22 protein-coding genes are annotated in these 17,834 nt (G+C 43.5%); 17 read left to right on the forward strand and 5 right to left on the reverse strand.

Annotation, left to right across the window (positions count from 1 at the left end; translation table 11 throughout):
- Nucleotides 1–2: 2 nt before the first annotated feature.
- The 13 genes from LF822_RS21955 (at nt 3) to rpsI (ending at nt 7,505) form a co-directional block, all read left to right on the forward strand.
- On the forward strand, nt 3–335 hold the full coding sequence (locus LF822_RS21955; protein WP_253926227.1) for a KOW domain-containing RNA-binding protein: 333 nt from the start codon (nt 3–5) through the stop codon (nt 333–335).
- Nucleotides 313–531: a translation initiation factor IF-1 gene (gene infA, locus LF822_RS21960; protein WP_101846995.1), complete on the forward strand. Its 219-nt coding sequence runs from the start codon at nt 313–315 to the stop codon at nt 529–531. Before LF822_RS21955 ends, infA begins: the two co-directional genes overlap by 23 nt.
- A 35-nt stretch (nt 532–566) precedes the next feature.
- Nucleotides 567–680, forward strand: a complete 114-nt coding sequence (rpmJ, locus tag LF822_RS21965; RefSeq protein WP_003156543.1) for a 50S ribosomal protein L36 — start codon at nt 567–569, stop codon at nt 678–680.
- Between the two features lie 25 nt (nt 681–705).
- Entirely contained in the window at nt 706–1,071 is a 366-nt protein-coding gene (gene rpsM / locus LF822_RS21970; RefSeq protein ID WP_253926228.1) for a 30S ribosomal protein S13, read from the forward strand.
- A gap of 26 nt (nt 1,072–1,097) precedes the next feature.
- Nucleotides 1,098–1,493, forward strand: coding sequence for a 30S ribosomal protein S11 (rpsK, locus tag LF822_RS21975; RefSeq protein WP_188379092.1), 396 nt, complete (start codon nt 1,098–1,100; stop codon nt 1,491–1,493).
- 173 nt (nt 1,494–1,666) lie between these two features.
- Nucleotides 1,667–2,611, forward strand: coding sequence for a DNA-directed RNA polymerase subunit alpha (locus tag LF822_RS21980; protein ID WP_101846989.1), 945 nt, complete (start codon nt 1,667–1,669; stop codon nt 2,609–2,611).
- A gap of 43 nt (nt 2,612–2,654) precedes the next feature.
- Nucleotides 2,655–3,014 carry a 50S ribosomal protein L17 gene (rplQ, locus tag LF822_RS21985; protein WP_253926229.1) on the forward strand — a complete coding sequence of 120 codons (360 nt, stop codon included), beginning with the start codon at nt 2,655–2,657 and terminating at the stop codon, nt 3,012–3,014.
- A gap of 159 nt (nt 3,015–3,173) precedes the next feature.
- Nucleotides 3,174–4,013 carry an energy-coupling factor ABC transporter ATP-binding protein gene (locus LF822_RS21990; protein ID WP_253926244.1) on the forward strand — a complete coding sequence of 280 codons (840 nt, stop codon included), beginning with the start codon at nt 3,174–3,176 and terminating at the stop codon, nt 4,011–4,013.
- Nucleotides 3,989–4,861: an energy-coupling factor ABC transporter ATP-binding protein gene (locus tag LF822_RS21995; protein ID WP_253926230.1), complete on the forward strand. Its 873-nt coding sequence runs from the start codon at nt 3,989–3,991 to the stop codon at nt 4,859–4,861. Before LF822_RS21990 ends, LF822_RS21995 begins: the two co-directional genes overlap by 25 nt.
- The gene (locus LF822_RS22000; RefSeq protein ID WP_253926231.1) at nt 4,854–5,651 is read left to right on the forward strand and encodes an energy-coupling factor transporter transmembrane component T family protein; all 798 of its coding nucleotides are present in this window, start codon (nt 4,854–4,856) and stop codon (nt 5,649–5,651) included. The genes LF822_RS21995 and LF822_RS22000 overlap by 8 nt, the downstream gene beginning before the upstream one ends.
- Nucleotides 5,652–5,667: 16 nt before the next feature.
- Nucleotides 5,668–6,408 (forward strand): tRNA pseudouridine(38-40) synthase TruA, encoded by a 741-nt coding sequence (gene truA, locus LF822_RS22005; RefSeq protein ID WP_253926232.1) that lies wholly within the window; start codon nt 5,668–5,670, stop codon nt 6,406–6,408.
- A 248-nt stretch (nt 6,409–6,656) separates the two neighbouring features.
- Nucleotides 6,657–7,094, forward strand: a complete 438-nt coding sequence (rplM, locus tag LF822_RS22010) for a 50S ribosomal protein L13 (RefSeq protein WP_253926233.1) — start codon at nt 6,657–6,659, stop codon at nt 7,092–7,094.
- Between the two features lie 18 nt (nt 7,095–7,112).
- Complete coding sequence (gene rpsI / locus LF822_RS22015) at nt 7,113–7,505, forward strand: 30S ribosomal protein S9 (protein ID WP_101846976.1); 393 nt, start codon at nt 7,113–7,115, stop codon at nt 7,503–7,505.
- A gap of 161 nt (nt 7,506–7,666) precedes the next feature.
- On the opposite strand, the gene LF822_RS22020 is transcribed toward rpsI, so the two are convergent.
- Genes LF822_RS22020 through LF822_RS22030 form a run of 3 tightly spaced genes read right to left on the reverse strand, consistent with a single transcriptional unit; the run spans nt 7,667 to nt 12,797 of the window.
- Nucleotides 7,667–8,920 (reverse strand): exo-beta-N-acetylmuramidase NamZ family protein, encoded by a 1,254-nt coding sequence (locus LF822_RS22020; RefSeq protein WP_253926234.1) that lies wholly within the window; start codon nt 8,918–8,920, stop codon nt 7,667–7,669.
- Nucleotides 8,921–8,975: 55 nt separating this feature from the next.
- Entirely contained in the window at nt 8,976–11,075 is a 2,100-nt protein-coding gene (locus LF822_RS22025) for a glycoside hydrolase family 3 protein (RefSeq protein WP_253926235.1), read from the reverse strand.
- 24 nt (nt 11,076–11,099) lie between these two features.
- The gene (locus tag LF822_RS22030; protein ID WP_253926236.1) at nt 11,100–12,797 is read right to left on the reverse strand and encodes a serine hydrolase domain-containing protein; all 1,698 of its coding nucleotides are present in this window, start codon (nt 12,795–12,797) and stop codon (nt 11,100–11,102) included.
- 232 nt (nt 12,798–13,029) lie between these two features.
- Between LF822_RS22030 and cwlD the strand changes: the two genes are divergently transcribed.
- The gene (gene cwlD / locus LF822_RS22035; RefSeq protein ID WP_371925990.1) at nt 13,030–13,749 is read left to right on the forward strand and encodes an N-acetylmuramoyl-L-alanine amidase CwlD; all 720 of its coding nucleotides are present in this window, start codon (nt 13,030–13,032) and stop codon (nt 13,747–13,749) included.
- 87 nt (nt 13,750–13,836) lie between these two features.
- Nucleotides 13,837–14,895 carry an Mrp/NBP35 family ATP-binding protein gene (locus LF822_RS22040; protein WP_253926237.1) on the forward strand — a complete coding sequence of 353 codons (1,059 nt, stop codon included), beginning with the start codon at nt 13,837–13,839 and terminating at the stop codon, nt 14,893–14,895.
- Nucleotides 14,896–14,936: 41 nt separating this feature from the next.
- Here LF822_RS22040 and gerD read toward each other — a convergent pair whose 3' ends face one another.
- The gene (gene gerD / locus LF822_RS22045; RefSeq protein WP_253926238.1) at nt 14,937–15,566 is read right to left on the reverse strand and encodes a spore germination lipoprotein GerD; all 630 of its coding nucleotides are present in this window, start codon (nt 15,564–15,566) and stop codon (nt 14,937–14,939) included.
- A 136-nt stretch (nt 15,567–15,702) separates the two neighbouring features.
- Here gerD and LF822_RS22050 point away from each other — a divergent pair, with 136 nt between their 5' ends.
- Nucleotides 15,703–16,302, forward strand: a complete 600-nt coding sequence (locus LF822_RS22050; protein WP_253926239.1) for a KinB-signaling pathway activation protein — start codon at nt 15,703–15,705, stop codon at nt 16,300–16,302.
- Nucleotides 16,303–16,330: 28 nt separating this feature from the next.
- On the opposite strand, the gene pdaB is transcribed toward LF822_RS22050, so the two are convergent.
- A complete protein-coding gene (gene pdaB, locus LF822_RS22055; RefSeq protein WP_253926240.1) occupies nt 16,331–17,089 on the reverse strand; it encodes a polysaccharide deacetylase family sporulation protein PdaB in 759 nt (252 codons plus the stop codon).
- A gap of 120 nt (nt 17,090–17,209) precedes the next feature.
- Between pdaB and LF822_RS22060 the strand changes: the two genes are divergently transcribed.
- On the forward strand, nt 17,210–17,431 hold the full coding sequence (locus LF822_RS22060; RefSeq protein ID WP_253926241.1) for a hypothetical protein: 222 nt from the start codon (nt 17,210–17,212) through the stop codon (nt 17,429–17,431).
- Nucleotides 17,432–17,834 lie beyond the last annotated feature (403 nt).

Here is a 17,834-nt window from a genome sequence, read left to right on the forward strand (position 1 = left end):
GTTTGAATGAATCTGAGTCGAGTCCACGAATAGGTCAAGTTGTTCGTATTGTGCAAGGACGTGAGGCAGGGCAGTATGCAGTGGTTATAGACATTCTTGAAGACCGCTTATTACTGCTTGCCGACGGAGAGAAACGAAAGTACGATCGACCAAAGAAAAAGAATCTGCAGCACGTAGAGCTTTTGGATTTCGTCTCTCCGGAAGTCCAAAACAGCCTTCTGGAAACTGGTCGCGTCACGAATGGCAAGCTTCGATTTGCCGTATCAAAATATGTCAATGAAGTGACAGATTTAGAGAAGGGGGATCAACTCGATGGCGAAAGACGATGTAATTGAGGTGGAAGGTACAGTCGTTGAAACTCTACCTAATGCACAGTTTAAAGTAGAACTTGAAAACGGCCATACTGTTTTAGCTCATGTCTCAGGGAAAATTCGTATGCACTTCATTCGAATCTTACCTGGAGATAAGGTGACGGTAGAACTTTCCCCGTATGATCTAACAAGAGGACGTATTACGTACCGTTATAAATAATAAACAGAGCTCCGTTATAAAAGGAGGTATGGATGATGAAGGTAAGGCCTTCTGTAAAACCAATTTGCGAGAAATGCAAAGTTATCCGACGTAAAGGTAAAGTAATGGTTATCTGTGAAAATCCTAAACACAAACAAAAACAAGGTTAATTAACCAAGGAGGTGCACGTACTAAATGGCACGTATAGCAGGTATTGATATCCCTCGTGAAAAACGAGTTGTTGTATCTTTAACTTATATCTATGGCGTAGGCAAGTCACTAGCTAGCGAAGTATTGGCTGAAGCTGGCGTTTCTGAAGATACTCGCGTTCGTGATCTTACGGAAGATGAATTAGGTAAGATTCGTAAAGCTTTAGACAGCCGCAACGTGGAAGGTGACCTTCGTCGTGAGAATTCTCTGAACATTAAACGTTTAATCGAAATCGGTTCTTACCGTGGAATTCGTCACCGTCGCGGTCTTCCAGCTCGTGGACAAAAGACAAAAAACAACTCTCGTACCCGTAAAGGCCCACGTCGTACAGTGGCTAACAAACGTAAGTAATTAGTAATAAAGGAGGTTTATAGAATATGGCACGTAAAGGAAATACTCGTAGTCGTAAACGTCGCGTGAAAAAGAATATTGAGAGCGGAGTGGCTCACATTCGCTCTACTTTTAACAATACGATTGTATCGATCACCGACGTTCAAGGTAACGTAATCACCTGGAGCAGCTCTGGGTCCCTTGGTTTCAAAGGTTCTCGTAAGTCTACTCCATTTGCTGCTCAAATGGCTTCTGAAGCCGCTGCGAAAGACGCTATGGACAACGGAATGAAAACTGTTGAAGTTACAGTTAAAGGCCCTGGCGCTGGTCGTGAAGCAGCCATTCGTTCTCTACAAGCTGTAGGGCTTGAGATTACTGCAATTCGTGACGTAACTCCAGTACCACACAACGGTTGCCGTCCGCCAAAACGTCGTCGCGTATAATAATTCTGAATAGAATTTGTCACCCTGTCTATAATGGGGTATGATAGCTTGTAAATAGCACCGCCACAGACAGTCATAATGAGTCTTGATATTGGGACTGCCTACCTGAGGAATTTCGGTTAGACCAGATGTCTAGCCGAGGTTTCGACGTTTTGAAGGAGGGTTTTGTTTAAATGATCGAAATTGAAAAGCCAAAAATCGAACCGGTTGAGATCAGCAGTGATTCCACATTCGGTAAATTCGTCGTTGAGCCGCTTGAGCGTGGATATGGTACAACACTAGGTAACTCCTTACGTCGTATTTTATTATCCTCACTACCTGGTGCAGCTGTTACATCTGTACAAATTGATGGGGTTCTTCATGAATTTTCAACAATTGAAGGTGTCGTTGAAGATGTGACGACCGTTGTACTGAATCTAAAGAAACTAGCTTTGAAGATTTATTCTGATGAAGAGAAGACTTTAGAAATTGATGTACAGACAGAAGGTAAGGTAACTGCAGCAGATATTACGCACGATAGTGATGTAGAAGTTCTAAACCCAGACCTGCATATTGCTACACTGGACAGTAACACGCCGCTGCGTATGCGTATTACCGCTGAGCGTGGTAGAGGATATCGTCCAGCTGAAGGAAACAATCATGACGATCTGCCAATTGGAGTTATTCCAGTTGATTCTATTTTCACACCTGTTTCTCGTGTAACGTATCAAGTTGAGAACACTCGTATCGGTCAAACTTCAAACTTTGATAAGCTTACTTTAGACGTGTGGACCGATGGAAGCATTCGTCCTGAGGAAGCCATCTCACTTGGAGCAAAAATCTATATGGAACACCTCAATATCTTTGTCGGCTTAACAGATGAAGCTCAAAAGGCTGAGATCATGGTCGAAAAGGAAGAGGACCAAAAAGAAAAAGTTCTTGAGATGACAATCGAAGAGCTTGATTTGTCTGTTCGTTCTTATAACTGCTTGAAGCGTGCGGGAATTAATACAGTTCAAGAGCTGGCGAATAAATCAGAGGACGATATGATGAAGGTTCGTAACCTTGGTCGTAAATCTCTCGAAGAAGTGAAGCACAAACTAGATGAGCTCGGATTAGGTTTAAGAAAAGAAGATTAATCAAACGCACATCTAAGAGATTCCTAAAAGGGAGGGATATTTCATGGCTAGAAAATTAGGACGTACTACTGATCAACGTATGGCGCTGCTTCGTAATTTAGCAACAGACTTGATCATTCATGAGCGTATTGAAACAACAGAAGCTAAAGCAAAAGAGCTTCGTTCTGTTGTAGAGAAAATGATTACACTAGGTAAGCGTGGCGATTTGCACGCTCGCCGTCAAGCTGAATCGTTCCTTTACAAAGCGGAGGCGAATGAAGAAGGAGATCAAACAGCCCTTCAAAAGCTGTTCTCTGATATCGCACCCCGCTACGAGGAGCGTCAAGGTGGCTACACTCGCGTGCTTAAGCTCGGCGAGCGCCAGGGTGACGGAGCAAAAATGGCGATTATTGAACTCGTTTAATATCACCATTTTAAGGGTGTAAAGGGCAGGACGAAAATCTCTACGAGAGGTTTACTCCAGCCCTTTTTTTATTGTCCTTATTTAGGAAATGATGTCGGAAATACGGTATATTTGTTGAAATTTATTTCCCGGGAAATGAGTGGAGCGGAGGAGCACATGATGGAGCAGAAAAAGGTTGAGTTCAAGAACGTGTCTTTCCGGTATCAAGAGGATATGCCCTGGGTACTTAAAGATGTTAGTTTTACCATCTGTGAGAATGAGTGGGTAGCTGTCATTGGTCATAATGGATCTGGAAAATCAACCATTGCGAAACTGATGAATGGTCTGCTTTTTCCTCAGCATGGGGAAATCTATGTAAATGGGGAGCTTGTAAACCAACAAACGATTTGGGACGTACGGAAAAATGTTGGAATGGTCTTTCAGAACCCGGACAACCAATTTGTAGGTACGACTGTTCGTGATGACGTTGCCTTTGGGATGGAGAACCACGGGATGCCGAGGGAACTGATGATTCAGCGGATTGCTGAAAGTCTATCTGCTGTTGGTATGAGTGAGTATGAATATCATGAACCCCATCGTTTATCTGGCGGACAGAAACAAAGAGTGGCTATTGCCAGTGTATTGGCTGTATCGCCGGAATATATTATTTTAGATGAAGCCACAGCGATGCTCGATCCAAAGGGTCGTAAAGAAATATTGAATACGGTGCTTGAAGTCAGAGAACAGCGGAACCTCTCTTTAGTGACCATTACTCATGACCTTCTTGAAGTTACACAGGCAGATCGTGTGATGGTAATGAATGAAGGGAAAGTATGGCTTGAAGCGGATCCTAGAGAAGTGTTTTCCATGCACGAAGAACTGCAGAAGATTGGCTTAGATACTCCATTTGTAACCAAACTAGCAGAAGAGCTGCAGGCAGCTGGTCTGAACCTTACATGTGAGCCACTTAATCACCAGGAGTTGTTGGAGGAATTATGGACATTACGTTCAAGAATGTAAGCTATACGTATCAGCCGGACAGCCCGTTTGAATTTAAGGCACTGCACGATCTGTCCTTTGAGATCCGATCTGGCTCTTTTGTTGCTGTTATCGGCCATACAGGTTCTGGTAAATCTACTTTAATTCAGCATCTTAACGGTCTTCTCCGTCCCACAGGCGGCGTGGTCACTATAGGACCTTACCGTTTATCTGCAGATGAAAAAAACAAACAGCTGCGTGAACTGCGGGAAAAGGTAGGAGTTGTTTTTCAATATCCGGAGCATCAGCTTTTTGAAGAGACAGTGGAGAAGGATATTGCGTTTGGCCCGACGAATTTCGGAGTAGATGATGAGGAGATCAAAGCCCGTACTAGAGAAGCTGTGGATGCCGTGGATCTGGATAAAAGTATGCTCGAACGTTCTCCTTTTGATTTAAGCGGGGGACAGATGCGTCGTGTGGCCATAGCAGGGGTACTAGCGATGAAGCCTGAGGTTCTTGTCCTTGATGAACCTACAGCTGGACTGGATCCACGTGGACAGAGAGAAATTATGAGTATGTTCTCTCACCTGCATAAGGAAAAACAATTAACGACCGTTCTGGTCACTCATAGTATGGAAGATGCTCTGGCGTATGCAGATCACGTTATTATCCTAAACCAAGGAAAAGTATATAAGCAGGGGGCCCCTTTAGAGTTGTTTCAGCAAAAGGAAGCTTTACAAGCGGTGCAGCTTGATGTTCCTGAGGTGATCGAATTTTTAGCGAAGGTTAACGAAAGGTTTGAAACTCATTATTCATATCAAGGCCAGTCAATAGCTGAATTAGCAAAGGAACTCGCCCATTACGTTGAAGGAGGGCGCGGTCATGAGTAGCACTATGATGATTGGTCAGTACATTCCCGGCAGGTCAGTTGTTCACCGGCTGGATCCTCGAACGAAAATTTCTATAATTTTCTTATTTGTAGTGATCGTTTTTTTTGCTAATTCGGTTATGAGTTATACGTTATTGACACTCTTTTCATTAGGCAGTGCCTTTGCTACGAGAATTAAAGTCCGTTATATATTAAAAGGGCTGAAGCCTGTATGGTTTTTAATTATTTTTACCTTTCTGCTTCATTTATTTATGACTCGGGAAGGGGAAGTGATCACCACTGTTCTAGGATGGGATCTTTATCGCGAGGCTGTGGTTCAGGGGGCCACGATCTCATTAAGGTTCTTCCTGCTTATTATGGTAACTTCTCTTCTTACACTGACGACTACTCCTATTGAAATCACGGATGCCATTGAACAACTGCTGGGTCCTTTAAAAAAAGTCCGCTTCCCGGTTCATGAGCTCGCTCTCATGATGTCTATTTCCCTTCGCTTTATCCCGACGCTGATGCAGGAAACGGAGAAAATATCAAAAGCTCAGGCATCCCGAGGCGTGGACTTTCGCACAGGCTCATTTAAAGACCGTGTGAAAGCTGTTATCCCTCTTTTGGTTCCTTTGTTTGTCAGCGCCTTTAAACGAGCTGAGGAGCTCGCTATGGCTATGGAAGCGCGTGGGTATAAAGGCGGGGAAGGACGGACCAAATTAAGAGAGCTGAAGATCGGCCGAGTGGATTATGTAATCAGCGGAGTTTTTCTTTTAGTCGTGATTGGATTATTCGTTACAAGGACCTAAGCTGGAGGAAATTATTATGGATCGAATAAAATGTACCGTTCAGTATGACGGCACCCGCTACGCAGGTTATCAAGTGCAGTCTAATGGCAATACTGTTCAGGAAGAGCTTGAAAAAGCATTAACAAAAATTCATAAAGGCAGGAAGGTGAAGGTTACGGCTTCCGGCAGGACGGATTCTGGAGTCCATGCCAGGGGACAGGTCATTCATTTTGACACGGACCTCACCATACCTGCACCGAACTGGAAGAGGGCGCTTGATACCATACTGCCGCCGGATATTCACATTACCGAAGCAGAGCAGGCAGCCAAGGATTTTCATGCACGCTACGATACGACAGGTAAAGAGTATCGGTACTTTGTATGGAACAGCCGGGAGCCTGATATCTTTCGGAGGAACTTTTCATATCACATAAAGATGCCTCTCAATCTTGATGCAATGAGAAAAGCATGCCGGATTATTGAAGGAGAGCATGATTTCACCTCATTTTGTGCGTCCCGCTCTGACGTAAAAGGTAGTAAAGTGCGGACGATCCACCACTCAACCATTGAGAAGAATGGAGCGGTGCTTATATTTATATTTAAAGGGAGCGGCTTTCTTTATAATATGGTCCGGATTCTAACAGGCACGTTACTGGAAGTCGGCAGAGGTGAGCGGGAACCAGAGGATTTAAAAGCAATAATAGAAGCTTTAGACCGGGAAGCCGCAGGCAAAACTGCTCCGCCGCATGGCTTGTTCTTATGGAAAGTAGATTATTAAATCTCAGCTGCAATAAAGATTAATTTACTTTGCCCTTTTGCTTGTCCTAAGCAGCCCGGTTCTACATTTTTATTAAAAAAACAACGTTTCCTTGCGTTTACACCCTTGACATCCGGGACAAGAGTGTTATATTATATTCTATGGCATTTTATTTCTATACCACGGTTAGCCCCGGAAACTAATCGTATTTGAGATAAATAATCAATGAATCAGTTTTGTGAAACTAACCATTCAGGAGGGAAACCGATATGCGCACAACTTTCATGGCAAATGAAAACAACGTGGACCGCAAATGGTACGTAGTGGATGCTGCAGGGCAAACACTTGGCCGTCTGGCAAGCGAAGTTGCTGCGATCCTTCGCGGTAAAAATAAACCTACGTATACTCCACACGTTGATACTGGTGATCATGTTATCATTATCAATGCAGGAGAAATCGAACTAACTGGTAACAAAATCAATGATAAGATTTATTACCGTCACTCAAATCACCCAGGTGGTTTGAAGCAACGTACAGCTAACGAAATGCGTAACAAATACCCAGAGCAAATGCTAGAGCTTGCTGTTAAAGGTATGCTGCCTAAAGGAAGCCTGGGACGCAAAATGGGCAAGAAACTTCATGTATACGCTGGATCTGCGCATAAGCATGAAGCACAACAACCAGAAGTTTACGAACTTCGCGGATAATAAAAGGGAGGTAATCGAGTGGCACAAGTACAATACTCCGGTACCGGACGTCGTAAAAAGTCAACAGCTCGTGTACGTCTTGTTCCAGGAACTGGTCGTGTAGTAGTAAATAAGCGTGATGCTGAAGACTTTTTCCCATATGAAACCCTTCGTACAATTCTGAAACAGCCTCTAGCTGTTACAGAAACTGAAGGAAACTATGATGTATATGTAAACGTAGATGGTGGAGGTTTCACTGGTCAAGCTGGTGCGATCCGTCACGGAATCGCCCGTGCTCTGCTTCAAGCAGATCCAGAATACCGTACACCACTTAAGCGTGCAGGACTTCTGACACGTGACGCACGTATGAAAGAGCGTAAGAAATACGGTCTTAAAGGTGCTCGTCGTGCTCCACAGTTCTCTAAGCGTTAATATCTTTTATTTAAAAAGCTCTTTTCCTTACATTTGGAAGAGGGCTTTTTTGCATTTTGCCCATAAAAGGGGGATAAGCGCCCATAAAGCCGCAAAAGCGCCATAAACCACAAAATAAATACCCCGGACTCCCTATTAAAGGAAGCCCGGGGTATCTTTATTTACTTATAAAGCAGGTACTGTTCACGTACTTCCTTAAATTCGTTTAATTCATCTTCCCATTCAGCTTGAATCTCTTCAACAGATTCTCCATTTTCAATGGCTTCCTGAACCCATCCATTTCCAATTAAGTTATTGAAAAAGCCATCTGTGCGGAATTCGAAATCTTCCGGATACATGTCGTGAATTGTCTTAACTAGATGTAGTCCTGTCTCTACAGGCTGATAAGACTCTTCGTGCTCCACGTGGATCTCCACTCCGTTACTTAATACGCTCTGATGTTTGGAGAAGGTCGGTGTAAAGGAGGCAGCACGGAAGGTTACGCCTGGTAAGTTCAAGTCATTCATCTCTTCCGCAAGCTCAGTACTATTGATAAATGGAGCACCGATCAATTCGAATGGCTGCGATGTGCCGCGGCCTTCAGATACATTTGTGCCTTCAATAAGAGCTGCTCCTGGATAGACAAGAGCGGTGTCTGTCGTCGGCATGTTTGGAGAAGGCGCGACGAATTCAAGCGGTGTGTCATCATAGTACATGTTGCGCTTCCATTTATTCATCTCTACGACCGTTAAGTCAGCACCGATTTCAAATTCTTCATTGAAAAGCTTAGAAAGCTCACCGACTGTCATCCCGTGTCGGAGCGGAATTTCATAATTTCCGACGAACGACTTGTACTCTTCTTCTAACACGGGTCCTTCAACTTTATCGCCGCTTAACGGATTTGGACGATCCAGTACAACAAATGGAATGTCATTTTCCTGCGCGGCTTCCATTGCGTAGGCCATGGTGTAGATGTAAGTGTAGAAGCGGGTTCCTACGTCTTGAATATCAAAAAGGAGGACCTCCACGTCTTCTAGCATGTCTGGAGTCGGCTTACGTGTTTCTCCATACAAACTGTAAACGGGTAATCCAGTTTGTTCGTCGGTATAGTATTCTACATATTCACCAGCCTGCGCACTACCACGCACCCCGTGCTCTGGTCCATAAAGAGCAGTAAGGTTAACGTCTGGATCTTCATGTAAAATATCAACGATGCTGTTTAAGTCTTTATCCACTCCTGTAGGGTTCGTAATGAGACCTACATTCTTCCCTTCAATCAGATCTTTTTCATCTTCCAGTAAGGCTTCAACCCCCAGCTGGAAGTTCTTATTTTTGCCTTTCTGCTTACCATTGTTTTCTCCTTTTTCTGCAAAAACGACCGTGAATGTGGACAGGATGAGTACTAACACGAGCATACCGATTAAGGGTTTCTTCACGTGATCTTCACTCCTTTTTTAAATTAGGAAAGGGAGGAGAAGACCTCCCTTTTTATTAATAATTCAAACCATGTCCGAACTCATAAAGTGGTTCCCCATTCTGGCCTGGAATAGTGACAGGCAGTGTGCCGGAAGGGCTGTTTTCTCCAAAGATAGTGGCGGCGGTGGAATCGAAGCTTGACTGATTAAAGCCGTACTGAGCAATGTAGGCGTCCGCTTCCGGATAAGCCATCACATCATAAGGGTTACGAATCCCTACACCAGTAACAGGAACGTCTAATTCTTCAATCAGCTGATTAACGAGCTGCATTTGGGCGCTGTCTTCATCGCGTCCTGCTACGTTAAACGTGTACGACCCTGCAATAATGTGATCAGCTTCATCGATTTGTTCCAGCTGTTCATCGCTCAGAGGTCCAGAGGCTTGAATTAACTCCGTATTCTCGTGGCGGCTCTGGACAGCATCATATAAATCGTTGATATACGTGTTACCTACGACAGCAATTTCTTCATTGCTGTCAGCCTCTAAAGGTAGAACATCATCATTTTTGACGAGCGTAATCGATTGGTCTGATGCTTGCTTTTCGACCTCTTTATGTTCTTCTGATCCAACAGTTTCTTCGGCATTAGAAATAATATCTTCTAAATCTGGAGCGGACTCGGCTTTAAGAATGCCGCGTTTTAACTTAAGAGTTAAAATCCGTTCAACAGATTCCTCAACGCGCTCTTCACTTATTTCACCATTTTCTACAACCTCTAATAATCCATCAGCTACTTCTTCAAGCCCGACCGGCATAAGAACGATGTCGGTGCCTGCATTAACCGCACGTATGACAGCATCCACGGAGCCGAAGTGGTCGGTGATAGCTCCCATATTAAGGGCGTCCGTAATAATTAAACCGTCATACCCCATTTCTTCCCGCATTAAGCCTGTGAGAACTTTAGGAGACAGTGTTGCCGGCAGAGTGACTTCTGTGCCGTCTTGTTTGGAAGTGACCGTGGTGTCATCAATCTTAGGGAAGGTCACGTGTGCGGTCATGATCGCATCAATGTCAGCTTCCATGGCCTGCTGGAATGGGTAGAGCTCTACATCCATCAACCGGTCAATGTCATGAGGAACTTCAGGCAGTCCAAGATGTGAATCTACGGCAGTATCTCCATGACCCGGGAAGTGCTTCGCAGTTGCAGCCACCCCTGTACTTTGAAGCCCTTTCGTGTAAGCGATTCCTAAATCAGCCACTAGCTCAGGATCCTCACCAAATGAACGAGTACCGATGACCGGGTTATCCGGGTTGTTGTTCACGTCCATTACTGGAGCAAGGTTCATGTTAATACCGAGCGACTCCAGCTCAGCGCCAATCGAGGCTCCGACGTTTTCTCCAAGATCTGTAGAACGAGTGGCGCCAAGAGCCATGTTTCCAGGCATATCAGTTCCTGACTGGAGGCGGGTGACAATGCCGCCTTCCTGGTCTATGGTCATAAGCAGACCGTATTTTTCTGAAGCTTCCTGGTAATCAGCGACTAATTCAGCCGTTTGATCTGTCGTGACGACGTTTTCTCTAAACAAAATTACACCGCCAAGATGGTAATCCTTCACGGTCTGCTCAATTTCGGGAAGCATTTCTGTTACATTATCGCCGTCCCAGTTTCTAAAGTCAGGCATTAACATCTGTCCGATTTTTTCTTCGATCGTCATTCCTTCAATGGCTTGATTCACTAATTCGTAACGTTCTCCGTCTTCTTTGACGATCTGTCCTTCAAAATCAGGCTTGCCTTTATTTCCTTTAGCTGGTTTATGGTCAATGGCAATACGGTCTTCATTAGTGCCGTCCGATACAGTAATGAATGTGCGGCCGTTTTGGCCAGAAAGAGTTACTCTTCCCTCTTCATCCACTGCGGCAACATTTTTGTTTGAAGATGACCAGCTTAAGTTTGAGTCATCAGCTTCTGTAAAATGTCCGTCGTCATGAACATTTAAAGCGGTAAGGTCCAGTTCATCCTCTATAATTTCAGGCTCTGTTTCTGGAACATTTTCTAATAATATTAAATCGTCTTGTCCGTCGTGAGCATCAGCCGATGCTGTTTGAGGTGTTAGAGGACTAATGACAAGGGCAGCGATAATCATATATATGGAACGTCGATGTCGTAATCGCTTCATTAGGCTTTTCCACTCCCACGTTATTTAATAAGATCTCTTTTCCCAATCATCCGAAACAAAATTAAGAGAACCTGGTTGGTTTATATTCAAGTTTGTGACATACCAGCCTCTGCCATTCGTACCACCGTCAGTTTCGTAACGGAAGCGGACGTATTTCGTGCCCGCCGGCAGATCAACTGATTGTTCTTCCCATGCTTTACTGCTGCCCGTATAAGGTTCAGGTAGGGCAGACCAGTTTTCTCCATCTTCAGAGACTTCTACGTAGCCAAAGTCATAATCCTGTTCAATCTTGTACCATGTATCGAAGGTAAGCATTGCTTCTTCATTTGGATCCACTTCAGCTGTTAAGGTTCGATTTAAGTTATCGCCATAGCCCGAGAACCAGGCTCTTTCCTTCCCAGGTATGTCGACCGGAATAGCGTCTGCTGCCTGTCTTGCAAAAAGCTGGCGGGTAGTATTCGTTGAGACGGTGTCTCTCGTTGGGTGCACCCGGTTGGTTAACAGAATCGCCATCGTCTGGTTTTCTGGGTTTAATACCATGGACGTCCCTGTGAAACCAGTGTGCCCTAGAGTAGAAGCGCCTGTTAAAGCATCCATGTACCACCCCTGTGAAAGCTCCCAGCCAAGTCCGTGTTCATTGCCGGGGAATTCAGGAATGCGGTTTTCGGTTAAACGTTCAATCGTTTCAGGCTGAAGGATTTGCTTTCCGCCATATCGTCCATCATTTAAGTACATATGGCCAAGTTTCGCCAAGTCTTCCGCTGTTGAGAAAACACCGGCATGACCCCCCACCCCGTCTAGGGACCATGCATTTTCATCATGGACTTCTCCCCATACCATGCCGCGGTCTATTGAAGGCTGGTATTCAGTAGCTGCGATACGGTCTTTAAGCTCTTGAGGTGGATTGTACATCGTATCTTTCATGGCTAGAGGGTCGGTTATGTTATCTTTTACAAATTCGTCTAAACGTTGTCCGGAGATGCGTTCAATGATTGAGGCAAGAGTAATCATATTTAAGTCACTGTAGGTGTATGTAGATCCTGGTGGGTTATCGAGCGGATGCTCGTACACATATTGCAGACGGTCTTCTCTTGTTTCTCCCTGCGAATAAAGAGGGACCCAGGCGACAAATCCTGAGGTGTGTGTCATTAATTGCTCAATCGTCACATTTTCTTTGCCGTTTTGAGCAAATTCGGGTATATGTTCAGCTACAGGGTCATCGAGGTCGAAGTGTCCTTCTTCATAAAGTTTCATAGCGGCTGTGGCCGTGAAGATTTTGCTGATGGAGGCTGCGTCAAATATCGTATCTTTCTCCATGCTTATGGGTTCATCCACTTGTGTTCCTTCATCATCTTCATACAGCAGTGAATGGCCGTAGGCTTCATTTTGGGCTATATGGCCTTTGCGGGCAACAAGAGTAACGGCGCCGGGCATAGCTCCTTCAGCAATTTTTGCTTCCAACACAGAATCAATCTCCTGTAATGGTTCCGCCATCAATCCGGAGCCTTTTACGGATCCAGGGTGGAGCACGGGAGAAGACGGGCCTGGATCACTCCACGAAAAGTTTGGGTGAGGTTTTTCTTTGGATTTTTTGTGATTTCTCTCTTCCATAGTCGGTTTATTCAGCTCGTTGGCTTCGACACTCCTTTCTTCTTGAATAGGATAAAACAGGGATGCAAGTATTGCAGCAGATAAAATGATAGGTGAAGCTTTCTTTTTCATAAATTCCTCCTTCCAGATGTCGACAATAAGGGATAGAACCATTTTCCTTATAATTCTTATGTTAATGAACAATAATATAGATGTCTATACCACTTAAGTCGCAAAATTTTTAGAAAATTGCAAAAATCGACAATATCCATATAGGCCCTTTGGTATAGTCATGTTTACTGCATTCATAATTTCATCTCTTGTCCCATATAGTGAGCTACAAGGGGAAGGGAGAGTATGGAACATGATGATTCGGCGGTTAAAAACAATTACATGGTTTACAGCCATCTTAATTTGCGTGGGTTTAATTTATATTCCTGTCCAGGAAGTAAAAGACACGATGCAATCCTGGTCGTCTCCATTGTTTGGGAAAGTTGTTGTCATTGACCCGGGTCACGGGGGACCAGACGCAGGGGCCAGTGGAGCTAATGGTACAGAAGAAAAGGGGATTACCTTGAATCTCTCCAATTACTTAAAAGACTATTTGCAGGAAGCTGGTGCTATTGTTTATTTAACACGGGAAGATGACCGGGATTTATCGGACAATCCTATATCTACAAAATATGGAAGCTTATCTGCTCGTAAAGCTGAAGATATTCGTAATCGAATCGACATCATTAACGGGGCAAAGGCTGATCTGTTTGTGAGCATGCATTTAAATGCAAGTACCTCTTCAGGGTGGCGCGGGGCTCAGACTTTTTTTAACCCGAATAAGGAAGATAGTAAGCGGTTAGCTGAAGCTGTCCAGGAAGAAATCAAAGATAATTTGGAGAATACTAATCGAGAACCGGCAGGGCTGAGGAATATATATATTCTAAAACATGCGGATTCCCCCGGGGTGTTGGTTGAAGCAGGATTTCTCACCAACCCTCAGGAAAGAGAACTTCTTGAAAGTGAAGATTATCAAAGAAAGGTAGCGGCTTCGATCTACCGGGGCATCTTAAAATACACGACAGAGGAATAAATTCCAAGAATTGTGCAAATTACTTAGAAAGCGTTTCATGTATGTTATACTTGCACTGTTGAAACATTTCTAAGGAAGGTGACCCATGTGCTTACTCAAGAAAAAGTACTAGAGATTCTTCACCCTGTCGAAGATCCGTTTTTACATAAAACGTTAGAAGAAACCGGCGGAGTTGAAGAAATTAAGATAAAAGAAGAAAAGAATCACGTCAGTGTAAAGATTTTAATTGCAAAAACAAATACAGCTGAACAGATGGAGCTGCAGCAGAAAATCGTTAATGCTCTTAAAAGCGGGGGAGCGGCTACAGTAGGTCTTAGGTTTGATAAACTTCCCGACGAAGTTATCGAAAAGCATCAGCCTGCCGCTGAGCAGGAGCAGGAAGCTACTCTGCTTGGGGGAAATACCGGCACTAAGTTTATTTCCATTGCCAGCGGAAAAGGCGGAGTAGGAAAATCCACAGTAACTGTAAACTTAGCGGTTGCCTTAACCCGCTTAGGTAAAAAGGTCGGTATCATTGATGCGGACATTTACGGGTTTAGTGTGCCGGATATGATGGGGGTTGAAGAACGCCCGGTTGTGCGCGGTGAAAAAATTATTCCAGTTGAACGGTTTGGGGTTAAACTTGTATCTATGGGCTTCTTCGTGGAAGATAACTCACCGATTGTTTGGCGCGGCCCCATGTTAGGTAAAATGCTGACAAGTTTCTTCAAAGAGGTAGAGTGGGGAGAGTTAGACTATCTCTTACTTGATTTGCCTCCAGGTACGGGAGATATTGCGATGGATGTCCATTCTCTTCTTCCTTCTTCCAAAGAGATTATTGTGACAACACCGCACCCGACAGCGGCGTTTGTAGCGGCTCGTGCAGGACAGATGGCGATTAAGATGGAACATGATATTCTTGGTGTTGTTGAGAATATGGCTTACTTCCAAAGTAAAGAAACGGGCAATAAAGAATTTGTTTTCGGACGCGGTGGCGGAGTAAAGCTTGCTGACGAACTGAAAACAGATGTGTTAGGACACATTCCTCTTGAACAGCCATATGAGGATGAAGATGTTTTTGCGCCGTCCGTGTATCAGGAAGACCACCCCACAGGTGTTGTTTATCGAAACATGGCAGCTAAAATTGTTGATAAGCTTTCCAACTAAAAAAATAAAAACACGCAGTCATGGATGGCTGCGTGTTTTCTTTATGAAGAACCTTTATCTTCCTGACTGCCTTCATCAGATTGTTCTTGTTCTCCTTCTTCTCCTCCCTCACTTCCACCGCCGCCGCTTTGCATTTCTTCAGCGGCCTTTAAGAGAGTTTCACTCATTTTTGCCTGAAACACAGGACTGTTTAACGTCTCTTCGATCGTCTTCTCTAAATGACCGCGAAACTGCTGACCCTGCATAACTTCAAGCATTTTTTCCATCATTTCTGGATTTTGATATAACTCGATTAATGAGGCCTGATATTCAGAATCCTTCATGAGGCCTTTCATTAGATCTTCCTGTTCTTCCTGGACAACCTTGCTGAATTCCTGCACGAAAGTTGGGTCAGAAAATAAGTTGCTCCAGAAGTCTTTGCCTTCTTCAGAAAGAAGGGTTTCTTTTACTGCGCTGGATACGTCTTCTGACTCCAGGGCAAGCTCCTGCTTCATTTTTTCATCGGAGAGTACCTCCATAAGAGCCTGCTGACCATCATCTGTTTTTAATATATCGACCATCATTTTTTTAGTTGTATCATAATCCCCCTGCTCGCTGGCACCTGAGCTGCCATTACATGCCGCCAGGAAAACAACGAGTAATATGGGACAAATGGTTCGTAAAATGGGCATGAGAAATGTCCCCTTTCCTTTGTTTTCCCATACCATTAATATGTACCCGGAAGAAAAAAATATGCGAGCTGGAGGAAAAACAGCAGGCTTCATGATAAAATACGAGAGGGAACTTAAAGCAGTAGGGGGAAAAAACGTGAACAGTCGAAAATGGGTGCGGTTATTCTTAACGACGCTGCTGATTGGCGGCGTTTTAACATTGCTCTCTAGTTTTATTATTAAAAGTAATTCGTATGCTGAAGTGTTTCAACCATTTCAAATGTTTGAACTGCTCGGTTTGTTGTTGTTTTTCTCTGGGTTAGGTTTTATTTTCAGTATCATAAGTCAAATGGGTTTTTTTGCATACTTAACCGTTCATCAATTTGGGAAAGGTATATTTAAAGGAAGCTGGACGTCGATACAGTTATTTTTAGTGGCTTTCACGATTTTTGATTTAATTTACTTTCGTTATCAGGCAGCAGAGGACGCCTCAATATGGCCCTATGTGTTTACAGCTTTGGCTTTGCTGATGATTTCTTTAGGTACAGCTTATGTAAAAGCGAAAGAAACAAATCGCCAGGCGTTTGTACCGGCCCTGTTTTTTATGGTGGTAGTGACGTCCATTGAATGGGTACCCGTCTTACGTGCGGGGTCAGTTGATTATGTGTGGCTGATGTTTATTCCTTTAGTCGTTTGCAATGTCTATCAGCTATTATTGCTGCATCGCTTAACCGCCTCAGAAGAAACGGGGAAATAAAAGAGCTGCAGCATAAGCAGCTCTTTTATTATTCAACTTGAGTAATTTTGGCTTTGCTGCCGTTTACTAATTCGGTAATGGTGGCAAATTCCAGATCTTTCTGTTTCAGGCCTGGCAGTACAACTTCCAGCGCCTTATCGGTTTGTTTTACTGAATCAGAAGCGTGCAGTAATACGATATCTCCCTTGCCGGTTTCTTCTAAAATTTGATCAATAATCTGATTCGTGCCGGGGTTTTCCCAGTCTCTCGGATTGACACTCCATTGAATAGCCTCAAGTTCTTTCCCATCGATGGCTTCCAGTACTTCTTTATTGTAATGTCCATGAGGGGGGCGGAACCATTTAATCTCCTCAAATCCAAGCTTATTAAAGACTTCCCTTGCTTTTTCAATATCCTGACTCATTTCCTGCGGTTCTAATTTTGGATAACTGGTATAGGCATAACCCATCATGGCAATTTCATGTTCAGCTTCATGTATGCTTTTTACAATATCAGGATGGCGTTCCGCCCATTCCCCGCTAAGGAAAAAAGTTGCTTTGGCATCGTGTGTTTCTAACTTTTTTAATATTTCATGAACCTTATTATTCCCCCAGCTAATATTAAACGTCAACGAAACAAAAGGGTGTTCTTCACTCCCCTGGGATAGAGCACGTGGTTCGCCGTCGCTGGAAAACACGGCAATCTGACTTCTTTGCCCCACCCACATTAAGACGGCACAAAATAAAGCAATAACGACAATAATTCCGTAGCGTTTAATGAGATCGATTCTGTTCCTCAAAAAATTCATGTCTTCGCACCCCTTTTAAACCTCTCTAATCTATACCTATGAAAAAAAGGACAACCTATGCTATAAATCCTGAAAAAAGGGTAAAAATAAAAAGAAGTTGTTTGATAGGGAGGGTCACTGATGTATGGACTTATGCTGACGAAGCAGGAGCATCAAGAGATCGAGTATTTATTGAAGAGAGAGATGGAAGAAATAACACTTGACCTAGGAGACCATAGAATTGACTCAAACATTAAAGGGGCCATGGAGGAAAGGTATGACGTCCTCTTTCAATTGTTCAGAAGATTTGCCAGTGGTGAAGAATGTCTGCAGTATATGCCCAAGAAGAAAAAACAGAACTAATTTATCTATTCTTAAATAGACAAAAGCTGAGGCTTTTGTCTATTTTTGTGAAATAAGTTTACTTCGCAGGATATAGGGAAAAAGAATTTAATGAAAATCATAAAAAGTTATTGCGTTTACTTCTGAGGATATGCTATATTATTAATCGTTGTCAGGAAAGTCGCCGGAACACAAATCGGCAGCATTGAAATGACTGGAACTTTTTTCGGAAATGTTATTGACTTAATTTTATAATCATGGTAAATTAGTTCTTGTCGCCAAAACGACAGCAACGCAATTTGATCTTTGAAAACTGAACGAACCAACCAGTACGTCAACATCTTCTTTCTATATAGAAGGAAGTAAAACAAGCACATTCGGTGTGCAAATGAGCAAGTCATTCTCAACTTTTATGGAGAGTTTG

This window comes from Halobacillus sp. A5 (assembly GCF_024189315.1).
In the GTDB taxonomy this organism is placed as follows: domain Bacteria; phylum Bacillota; class Bacilli; order Bacillales; family Halobacillaceae; genus Halobacillus_A.

Excerpts from the sequence above, each read along its gene's own strand:
- infA (WP_101846995.1), top strand. The coding sequence starts at position 313 with ATGGCGAAAGACGATGTAATTGAGGTGGAAGGTACAGTCGTTGAAACT.
- rpmJ (WP_003156543.1), top strand. The coding sequence starts at position 567 with ATGAAGGTAAGGCCTTCTGTAAAACCAATTTGCGAGAAATGCAAAGTT.
- rpsM (WP_253926228.1), top strand. The coding sequence starts at position 706 with ATGGCACGTATAGCAGGTATTGATATCCCTCGTGAAAAACGAGTTGTT.
- rpsK (WP_188379092.1), top strand. The coding sequence starts at position 1,098 with ATGGCACGTAAAGGAAATACTCGTAGTCGTAAACGTCGCGTGAAAAAG.
- LF822_RS21980 (WP_101846989.1), top strand. The coding sequence starts at position 1,667 with ATGATCGAAATTGAAAAGCCAAAAATCGAACCGGTTGAGATCAGCAGT.
- rplQ (WP_253926229.1), top strand. The coding sequence starts at position 2,655 with ATGGCTAGAAAATTAGGACGTACTACTGATCAACGTATGGCGCTGCTT.
- LF822_RS21990 (WP_253926244.1), top strand. The coding sequence starts at position 3,174 with ATGGAGCAGAAAAAGGTTGAGTTCAAGAACGTGTCTTTCCGGTATCAA.
- LF822_RS21995 (WP_253926230.1), top strand. The coding sequence starts at position 3,989 with ATGGACATTACGTTCAAGAATGTAAGCTATACGTATCAGCCGGACAGC.
- LF822_RS22000 (WP_253926231.1), top strand. The coding sequence starts at position 4,854 with ATGAGTAGCACTATGATGATTGGTCAGTACATTCCCGGCAGGTCAGTT.
- truA (WP_253926232.1), top strand. The coding sequence starts at position 5,668 with ATGGATCGAATAAAATGTACCGTTCAGTATGACGGCACCCGCTACGCA.
- rplM (WP_253926233.1), top strand. The coding sequence starts at position 6,657 with ATGCGCACAACTTTCATGGCAAATGAAAACAACGTGGACCGCAAATGG.
- LF822_RS22025 (WP_253926235.1), bottom strand. The coding sequence starts at position 11,075 with ATGAAGCGATTACGACATCGACGTTCCATATATATGATTATCGCTGCC.
- LF822_RS22030 (WP_253926236.1), bottom strand. The coding sequence starts at position 12,797 with ATGAAAAAGAAAGCTTCACCTATCATTTTATCTGCTGCAATACTTGCA.
- cwlD (WP_371925990.1), top strand. The coding sequence starts at position 13,030 with ATGATGATTCGGCGGTTAAAAACAATTACATGGTTTACAGCCATCTTA.
- gerD (WP_253926238.1), bottom strand. The coding sequence starts at position 15,566 with ATGCCCATTTTACGAACCATTTGTCCCATATTACTCGTTGTTTTCCTG.
- pdaB (WP_253926240.1), bottom strand. The coding sequence starts at position 17,089 with ATGAATTTTTTGAGGAACAGAATCGATCTCATTAAACGCTACGGAATT.
- LF822_RS22060 (WP_253926241.1), top strand. The coding sequence starts at position 17,210 with ATGTATGGACTTATGCTGACGAAGCAGGAGCATCAAGAGATCGAGTAT.